9 protein-coding genes are annotated in these 8,612 nt (G+C 71.5%); 7 read left to right on the forward strand and 2 right to left on the reverse strand.

Features of this window, described 5'->3' with window-relative positions; translation table 11 throughout:
- Window positions 1–12: 12 nt before the first annotated feature.
- Window positions 13–1,047: a MoxR family ATPase gene (locus VNM44_RS03880; protein ID WP_325622830.1), complete on the reverse strand. Its 1,035-nt coding sequence runs from the start codon at window positions 1,045–1,047 to the stop codon at window positions 13–15.
- Window positions 1,048–1,194: 147 nt separating this feature from the next.
- On the opposite strand from VNM44_RS03880, the gene VNM44_RS03885 reads away from it, so the two are divergent.
- From VNM44_RS03885 to VNM44_RS03915, 7 genes are all read left to right on the forward strand, one after another.
- Window positions 1,195–2,355 (forward strand): acyl-CoA dehydrogenase family protein, encoded by a 1,161-nt coding sequence (locus VNM44_RS03885; RefSeq protein ID WP_325622832.1) that lies wholly within the window; start codon window positions 1,195–1,197, stop codon window positions 2,353–2,355.
- 5 nt (window positions 2,356–2,360) lie between these two features.
- A complete protein-coding gene (locus tag VNM44_RS03890) occupies window positions 2,361–3,281 on the forward strand; it encodes an acyl-CoA dehydrogenase family protein (protein WP_325622834.1) in 921 nt (306 codons plus the stop codon).
- Between the two features lie 124 nt (window positions 3,282–3,405).
- Window positions 3,406–5,007, forward strand: coding sequence for a long-chain fatty acid--CoA ligase (locus VNM44_RS03895; RefSeq protein ID WP_325622836.1), 1,602 nt, complete (start codon window positions 3,406–3,408; stop codon window positions 5,005–5,007).
- 9 nt (window positions 5,008–5,016) lie between these two features.
- Window positions 5,017–5,796 (forward strand): enoyl-CoA hydratase/isomerase family protein, encoded by a 780-nt coding sequence (locus VNM44_RS03900; RefSeq protein ID WP_325622838.1) that lies wholly within the window; start codon window positions 5,017–5,019, stop codon window positions 5,794–5,796.
- A 16-nt stretch (window positions 5,797–5,812) separates the two neighbouring features.
- Complete coding sequence (locus VNM44_RS03905; RefSeq protein WP_325622840.1) at window positions 5,813–6,724, forward strand: zinc-binding dehydrogenase; 912 nt, start codon at window positions 5,813–5,815, stop codon at window positions 6,722–6,724.
- Window positions 6,721–7,416, forward strand: coding sequence for an SDR family oxidoreductase (locus VNM44_RS03910; RefSeq protein WP_325622842.1), 696 nt, complete (start codon window positions 6,721–6,723; stop codon window positions 7,414–7,416). Before VNM44_RS03905 ends, VNM44_RS03910 begins: the two co-directional genes overlap by 4 nt.
- A 114-nt stretch (window positions 7,417–7,530) precedes the next feature.
- Complete coding sequence (locus VNM44_RS03915; RefSeq protein WP_325622844.1) at window positions 7,531–8,136, forward strand: transposase; 606 nt, start codon at window positions 7,531–7,533, stop codon at window positions 8,134–8,136.
- Between the two features lie 93 nt (window positions 8,137–8,229).
- Here the strand turns inward: VNM44_RS03915 and VNM44_RS03920 are convergent.
- Window positions 8,230–8,612: S49 family peptidase (locus VNM44_RS03920; RefSeq protein ID WP_325622846.1), on the reverse strand; the 383-nt coding region annotated here is incomplete at its 5' end.

The raw sequence follows: 8,612 nt of genomic DNA on the forward strand, positions 1-8,612 counted from the left end.
CGTCCATGCGGGTCAAGCTGCCGCTGGCCTCCCGAGCTCGAGCCTGGGCTGCGGGACGGCGGCGATGACGGCGTCGAGCACGTCGTCCGCGCTCCGCTCCTCCGCGAGCGCCTGGTACGTGAGGACGAGGCGATGCCGGAATGCGTCCTTGACGAGGGAGCGGATGTCGCCGGGGATCACGTAGTCGCGGCCGTGGACGAGCGCGAGCGCGCGGGCGGCCTGGACGAGCGCGATCGGCCCACGCGGGCTCGCTCCGTACGCCACCAGCTCCGAGATGCCCTCGAGCCCGAACGTGGTGGGCTCCCGCGTGGCCGCCGCGAGACTGACCGCGTAGCTGACGAGCCCGGGGTCGACGTAGATGTCCTTGACGCCCGCCTGGAGAGCCGCGAGGTCGGAGATGGGCAGGATCTGGCGCACCTCGACCGGGTCCTCGAGCGAGCGATGGACGACGGTCAGCTCTTCGTCGCGGTCGGGGTACCCCACGAGCACCTTGAGCATGAACCGGTCGACCTGCGCCTCGGGGAGCGGGTACGTCCCCTCCGACTCGATCGGGTTCTGCGTCGCCATCACGAGGAACGGGCTCGGAACGACGTGCGTGTCGTGGCCGATCGTGACCTGGTGCTCCTGCATCACCTCGAGCAGCGCCGACTGCACCTTTGCCGGCGCCCGGTTGATCTCGTCGGCGAGGAGGAAGTTGCAGAAGACCGGGCCGAGATCGGTCTCGAAGCCCCCGAGGTCCGGCCGGTAGATCCGCGTCCCGACGAGGTCGGACGGCACGAGATCGGGTGTGAACTGGATGCGGCGGAACGAGCCGCCGAGCACCGCGGCGGTCGTCTTGATCGTCAGCGTCTTGGCGAGCCCCGGCACGCCTTCGATCAGGAGGTGGCCTCCGGCGACGAGGCAGACGAGGACGCGCTCGAGCATCTCGTCCTGGCCGGCGATCACGCGCTTGACCTCGACGAGCGCCTCCTCGAGCAGCGCGCGCGGCTGCTCCGTGTCGCGCTCGGGGGTCGCCGGGACGGTGGGCTCGCTTTCCGGTGCGGACATGTGTGCTCCTCGTGTCGACGTCGGACGCGAGCGGCCGCGGGCGGCGCGCCCGTTGCCCGATGGTAGACCGCGACCCCTACCCCCATGTTGCGGCGCCGTTACGCGCCTGGCGGACGGTGCATGCCGAAACGCTCTAGCATCGCGCCCGTGGACTTCCGCGACACGCCCGAGGAGGCCCGCTTCCGCGACGAGGTCCGCTCGTGGCTCGACGCGAACCTTCCCGACGAGCTCAGGGGCCACGGCGGTGGCGCCGCCCGCTTCGACGGGCCCGAGGTGCGGGCGTGGAGCCGCGCGCTCTACGACGGCGGCTGGGTCGGCATCTCGTGGCCGGAGGAGTACGGCGGCCGAGGCCTGTCGCCCCGGTTCCAGGCGATCTACCTCGAGGAGGAGGCGAGGGCCGAGGGGCCGCCGCACATCGGGGTGATCGGCCTGGGCATGGCCGGTCCGACGATCATCACGCGAGGTACCGAGGCGCAGAAGGCGCGCTACCTGCAGCCGCTGCTCGCCGCCGAGGAGATCTGGTGCCAGGGCTTCTCGGAGCCCGGGGCGGGCTCGGACCTCGCAGGCGTGCGCACCTCCGCACGGCTCGAGGACGACCGATTCGTCCTCGACGGCCAGAAGGTCTGGTCGTCGTACGCGCACATCGCCGACTTCTGCATCCTCCTCGCGCGCTCGGATCCCACCTCTGAGCGCCACGCCGGCCTCACGTACGTGATCGTCGACATGCACGCTCCGGGTGTCGACGTGCGCCCGCTGCGACAGATCACGGGCGAGTCGGAGTTCAACGAGATCTTCCTGAGCGGGGTCGAGGTGCCGCTGGACAATGTGATCGGCGACGTCGGCGGCGGGTGGGACGTTGCGATGACGACGTTGCTGCACGAGCGCGGCACGCTCGGCTTCGCGCTCGTCGCCCGGCTCGAGGTCCAGGTGCAGAAGCTCCTCGCGCTCGCCGCCGACCGGGGAGCGACGCCGACGCAACGCGAGGCGATCGCGCGCGAGTGGATCCACCTGCAGGCGCTCCGTGTGACCGCGTACCGCTCCCTGTCCGCGCTCGAGCGGACGGGCATTCCGGGGCCGGAGGGCTCGATCCTCAAGCTTCAGTGGTCGGAGGCAAACCAGCGGGTGACGAAGCTCGCGCTCGAGCTGCTCGGCGCGGACGCGCAGCTTCTGGCACCGAACGCCCCCTACGGCGGCTACTGGACGACGCAGCAGCTCCGCAGCCGCGGCAACACGATCGAGGCCGGCACGTCGGAGATCCTCCGCAACATCCTCGCCGAGCGCGTGCTCGGCCTGCCGAGGTCGAGGTAGGCGGCGTGGACCTCTCGTTCACGCCGCTGCAGGAGGAGCTCCGCGACCAGGCGCGGCGGTTCCTCGCCGACACGGCCGAGCCGACGTGGGCGCAGCTGGCCGAGCTCGGCTGGACCGGCGCGTCGGTCGCGGAGGAGCACGGCGGCGCGGGTCTCGGCTTCCTCGAGGAGGCGGTGCTCCACGAAGCGGCGGGTGCGGCGCTGCTGCACGCGCCCCTGTGGTCGACCTCCACGCTGCTCCCATTCCTGCAGGCCGAGGACCAGGCGGCCGTCGCGGCGGGCGAGAGGAGCTGGACGCTCGCGCTGGCGCCGCTCGTCCCGGATCTCGACACCGCCACGCACGTCGCCGTCGTGGGTGGTGACACGGTGTGGGAGCTCGAGGGCGCCGGCCGCGAGGTGCTCGCCACGAGCGACGAGTCGCGGCCGCTCGGGGTCGTGTCGGGCGGCGAGGCGGGACGTGCCCTCTTCCCGTCGGAGCTCCTGCCCGCGCTGCGCGCGCGCTCGCTGACGATCCTCGCGCTCGAGGCGGTGGGGGTCGCAGCCCGCGCGCTCGAGCTCGCCGTCGCCTACGCGACCGAGCGCGAGCAGTTCGGGCGTCGGATCGGGACGTACCAGGCGGTGTCCCACCCGCTTGCAAGCTCTCTCGCGGACGCGGAGCTCGCCCGTTCGCTCGCCTGGTGGGCGGCCTGGTGCGTCGCGCACGACGAGCCGGATGCGCCCGTGGCGGCAGCGGCGGCGAAGGCCGACGCGGCCGACGCGGCGGTGCTCGCCTGCGAGCGCGCGATCCAGGTGCTCGGCGGGATCGGCTTCACGTGGGAGCACGTGCTCCACCGGCTGTACAAGCGCGCACTCTGGATCCAGACCTGGGAGGCGTCCCCGGCCCAGCTGCGCGCCGAGGTGGCCGACCATCTGCTCGATACAGCATGAGAAACGCGACTGCGAAGCGGGCGCCTTCAGGGATGTGCCTCCCCGAAGGCGAGGATCAAGCGGCGAGAATCCGCTTCTGCGGATTCTCGCTTCGCGAGAGGAGATCTCTGTGCAAGGGTTGATGATGGATTACCAGCTGAACGTGCCGGCGATCCTGCGCCGTGCGGACGAGCTCTACCGCGACCGCGAGATCGTCTCCCGCCTGCCCGACAAGAGCTGGCACCGGTACACGTACGGCGACTTCGCGTCGAGGGCAAAGAAGCTTGCGGTGGCCCTGCGGACGCTCGGCCTCGAGGAGGGCGACCGGGTAGGGACGCTCATGTGGAACCACCACGAGCACCTCGAGACCTATGTGGGCGCGCCCGTCGGGGGCTTCGTCACGCACACGCTCAACCTGCGCCTCCACCCCGACGACAACACGTACATCGCCTCGCATGCGGGCGACCGCGTGCTCGTCGCCGACAAGGTGCTGTGGCCGCTCGCCGCGCAGTTCGTCGACCGGGTCGGGTTCGAGCACGTGATCGCCGTCGGGGACGGCGAGACGCCGGACGGGGCGATCGACTTCGAGGAGCTGCTGGCCTCGGCGGACGAAGCGGCGTTCGCCTACCGCGATATCGACGAGGGCGCGGCGGCCGCGATGTGCTTCACGAGCGGGACGACGGGCAAACCGAAGGGCGTCGTCTACTCGCATCGCGCGCTGGCGATCCATGCGCTGATCGCGGGCGCGCTGCTGGGCGTCACCGAGGGCGACACCGTGCTTCCCGTCGTCCCGATGTTCCATGCGAACGCGTGGTGCTTCCCCTTCAGCTGCACCCTCGTCGGCGCGAAACAGGTCTTCCCCGGGCCGCACCTCGACCCCCTGAGCCTGCTGGAAGCCTTCGAGTCCGAGCAGGTGACGGTCAGCGCCGGCGTCCCGACGATCTGGATGGGGATCCTCCAGGCGCTCGATGCGAACCCGGGCGGCTGGGATCTCTCGCGCATGCGGACGATGACCGTCGGCGGCTCGGCTCCGCCGCGCGCGATGATCGAGGCGTTCGCCGAGCGTCACGGCCTTCACATCACGCACGGCTGGGGCATGACCGAGATGTCCCCGATCGGGACGATCTCCGGCGCGCCGGGCCAGGAGCTGGGGCTGTCCGGAGCCGCCGCGTACGACAAGCGCGCCCAGCAGGGGCCGCCCATCCCGTTCGTCGAGATCCGCGCCCGCGGCGGCGATGGCCTCGTGCCGTGGGACGGCGAGAGCATGGGCGAGCTGGAGGTGCGCGGCCCGTCGGTCGCCTCCTCGTACTACGAGGCGCCCGAGGCCGCCGACCGCTGGACCGAGGACGGCTGGTTCCGGACGGGCGACATCGTCACGATCGGTCGCGACGGCTACGTCGAGATCCAGGACCGCGCGAAGGACCTCGTCAAGTCGGGCGGCGAATGGATCTCCACCGTCGCGCTCGAGAACGCGCTGATGGGACACCCGGCCGTGGCCGAGGCCGCCGTGATCGCCGTTCCCGACGAGAAGTGGGCGGAGCGCCCGCTCGGGGTCGTCGTCCTGCGCGAGGGCGCCTCGGTGACCGACGCCGAGCTCCGCGACCACCTCGCCCCGCAGTTCGCGAAGTTCTGGCTGCCCGACCGATTCGAGTACGTGGACGAGATCCCGAAGACCGCCGTCGGGAAGTTCCGGAAGACGGCGCTGCGAGAGCGCTTCTCCACCGCCGTCGCGGCGGAGCAGCGCTAGATGTCGTCCATGGGTCGGTACGTCGCCTCGGAGCGCCGCGATGCTGTCGCCCTCGTGACGATCGACAACCCGCCGATGAACGCCCTTTCCGCCGCCCTGCTCGAAGAGCTCGAGGCGGAGCTCGAGGAGCTCGACACGGACGACGCCGTCCGGGCGATCGTGCTGCGCGGGGCGGGCGACCGCGCGTTCGTCGCCGGGGCCGACATCAAGGAGTTCCCCGCACTGCGCGAGTCGGCCTCCGAGGGCGGGTCCGCACGCGGGATCCAGCAGGTCGGCCGGCGGATGGACGCTGCGCGGACGCCGTTCGTCGCCGCGATCCGCGGGTACTGCCTCGGCGGTGGCCTCGAGCTCGCCATGTGCTGCGACGTGCGCATCTGCGCCGACGACGCGACGCTCGGCCAGCCCGAGATCAAGCTGGGCCTGATCCCCGGGGGCGGCGGCACACAGCGGCTGCCGCGCCTCGTGGGGCACGGGCGCGCGATGTTCCTCAACCTGACCGGGGACTTCGTCGACGCGGCCACCGCCCACGCATGGGGCCTCGTCGAGAAGGTCGTCCCGGCCGCAGAGCTCGAGGACGCAGCGCTGGCGGTGGCGGGCCGGATCGCGTCACAGTCACCGCACGCCGTCGCCGTCCTCAGAGAGCTGGCGCGGACGACGCGCGACCTGCCGCTCGAGGAGGGGCTGCGACGCGAGGCGGACGGGTTCGTCCGCTGCCTGCGCTCCGAGGACGGCGCCGAGGGCGTCGCCGCGTTCATCGAGAAGCGTCCGCCCGAGTTCACCGGGCGGTGAGCCGGCCGGTGACCGCGTGAGGGCCGTCGTCCTCGACGAGGAGCGGCGGCTCGAGCTGCGCGAGGTACCGGACCCGGTTCCGGGCGAAGGGCAGACGCTCGTGCATGTGCGCGCAGCCGGCGTCAACTACGCCGACGTGCTGATCCGCGAGGGCCGCTACCCTCAGGCGCCCCCGTTGCCCTTCGTGCCGGGCTCGGAGATCGCGGGCGTGACGGACGACGGCCGCCGCGTGATCGGCTTCGTCCGGGAGGACGGCGGCGGCTACGCCGAGCAGGCGGTGGCGGACGACGACTGGCTGTTCGACCTGCCCGAGTCGGGGTCGTTCGAGGAAGGCGCGGCCTTGTTGCTGGCATTCCTGACGGCCTGGATCCCGCTCACGCGGCAGGTTCGCATCGAGCCCGGCTCGCGCGTCCTCGTGACGGCCGCCGCGGGCGGCGTCGGCAGCGCGGGCATCCAGGTCGCCCGCGCGCTCGGCGCCGATGTCGTCGGGGCCGTGGGCTCCGCCGAGAAGCTCGAGCACGTCCGGCAGCTCGGGGCCGCGGCCGTCACCTATGACGAGGTCGCGAGCCTCGACCCGTTCGACGTGATCCTCGACCAGGTCGGCGGCGAGCTGTTCGCGTCGGCCCTCAAGGCGCTGACGCCGCTCGGGACGATCGTCGGCATCGGCTTCGCGGGCGGCGCCTGGCAGCCGGTCGACCCGGCGCTGCTCGTCGGACGGAACGCCTCGATCGCAGGGTTCTATCTCGGCCGTTTCATGAAGCTCCGGCCTCGAGCGGTGCAGGAGGCCGCCCGCGAGGTACTCGGGCGATGGATGGCCGGCGACGTCTCGCCGGTCGTCGGGTCGACGTTCCCGCTCGCCGAGGCCGACGTTGCACTCCGACTCGTCGCCGAGCGGCGGTCGACGGGCAAGGTCGTCCTCGTCCCGTGAAACGCGCGCTCGTCACCGGCGGTGCGTCGGGGATCGGCGCCGCGCTCGTGTCGCGGCTGCGGGCCGAGGGGCTCGAGGTCGAGTCGCTCGATCTCGTGACGGGCTTCGATGTCTCCGACTCGGAGCACTGGGAGGCCGTCGGGCCGGTCGACGTGGCCTGCCTCAACGCCGGCGTCCTCGGCGGGGAGGCCGACCCGGCGCTACTTGCGCTCGACGGCTACCGCCGGGCGATCGCGGTGAACGTCGACGGCGTCGTACTGGGCGTTCGTCACCTCGCACGGGTGATGCCCGCCGGGGGCCGGATCGTGTGCACCGCCTCGCTCGCGGGCCTGACGGCCGTGCCCGACGATCCGGTCTACGCGCTGACGAAGCACGCTGTCGTGGGCTTCGTCCGCAGCGTCGCGCCGGCACTGGGAGCCCGTGGCATCGCGATCAACGCCATCTGCCCGGGCTTCGCGGACACTCCGATGGTCGCGGGCGCGGCCCGTTCGGCGCTCGAGGACGCCGGGTTCCCGCTGCTGACCGCGGCCGACGTCGCCGAAGCGGCATGGGTTGCACTCGAGTCCGGCGAGACGGGTCATGCGTGGGTTGTCCAACCGGGACGCTCGCCGATCGATTTCCGCTTCCCGACCCTCCCCGGCCCGCGCACCGCGGCCGACGAGCAGGTCGGGATGCCGCCGCCGCTGGCGTGACGTCGTTCGACACCGGCCTCAGAGACCGGTTTCTGTCAACACCGAACTGTGTCGATTCAGTGCCGGTGTTTCCACAGCGGCCGTCGAGCTCGCTGTTGCCTGTATGGTGAACGGATGGCGACGCCCAAACGAAATTGGATCGAGGGAGCGATCTACCACCTCTTCGCGCGTGGGAGCAACCGCCAGGCGATCTTCCTCAACGACGGCGACTACACGGAGTTCGACGCGTTATTCGCAGCGGCAATCGAGAAGCACAGGCTCGACTGCTTCGGTTGGTCGCTGATGCCAAACCACTGGCACGGGATCCTTCGCTGCCCTGAAGCCGGCCTCTCGCGGTTCATGCAAGGACTCAACCAGCGCTACGCATTTCGATTCGATCGACGCTGGCGTCGAACGGCCCATGTATTCGCAGCCCACTTCGGCGCGGTGCTCCAGACGAGCGAACAGCAGTTCCTCTGGACGCTCCGCTACGTCGTGCGGAATCCGGTCGAGGCAGGGGTGTGCGCCTCGCCGTACGACGCTCACTGGACGAGCTTCCCCGCCACCGCCGGGCTCGTCCGCGCGCCTCGCTTTCTCCGCGTGAGCGAGATCCTCGCCCATTTCGGATTCGACCCAGACGAAGCACGCCGACGCTACGTCGAGTTCATCGTCGACGCTCCGCCGCTGGTCGAGACACCCCAGTGGATCGTCGAAGCGACGCCAGCCGCGTTTGCTTCCTGACGAGCCTGGGGATCGAGTGGCACAGATTCGGCACTCGCTCCCCTTGACGAAGACCGGTCTCTGAGGCGGGGCTTCGCCGGCGGCAGGCGCGGCTCACGACAGCTCCCACACCACGGGCAGCGTGAGAACGCCGCCGACGGGAGGCAGGCCGAGCGCGGCGAGGGCGCCGGCGAGCAGCGACTGGCCGCGCGGCTCCACGTACGCCGAGGCCGGGCGCTCGCTGGACTCCGGCGGCCGGAGCCGCTGGAGGATGCCGACGTGGGGCAGCGTGCGGACGTCGACGTCGTCGCGTCGTAGGCCGGCGCGCTCGCAGGCGAGCTCGACAGCCTCCTCGAGGCCTCCGAGCCGGTCGACGAGGCCGCGCGTGAGCGCGTCGGCACCCGTCCAAACGCGTCCGCGGGCAACGTCGCGCAGCCGCTCGACCGGCATCCCGCGATCGGCAGCCGCCTTCTCGGTGAAATCCGCATACACCTGAT

This window comes from Gaiella sp. (assembly GCF_035558935.1).
Classification (GTDB): Bacteria; Actinomycetota; Thermoleophilia; order Gaiellales; family Gaiellaceae; genus Gaiella.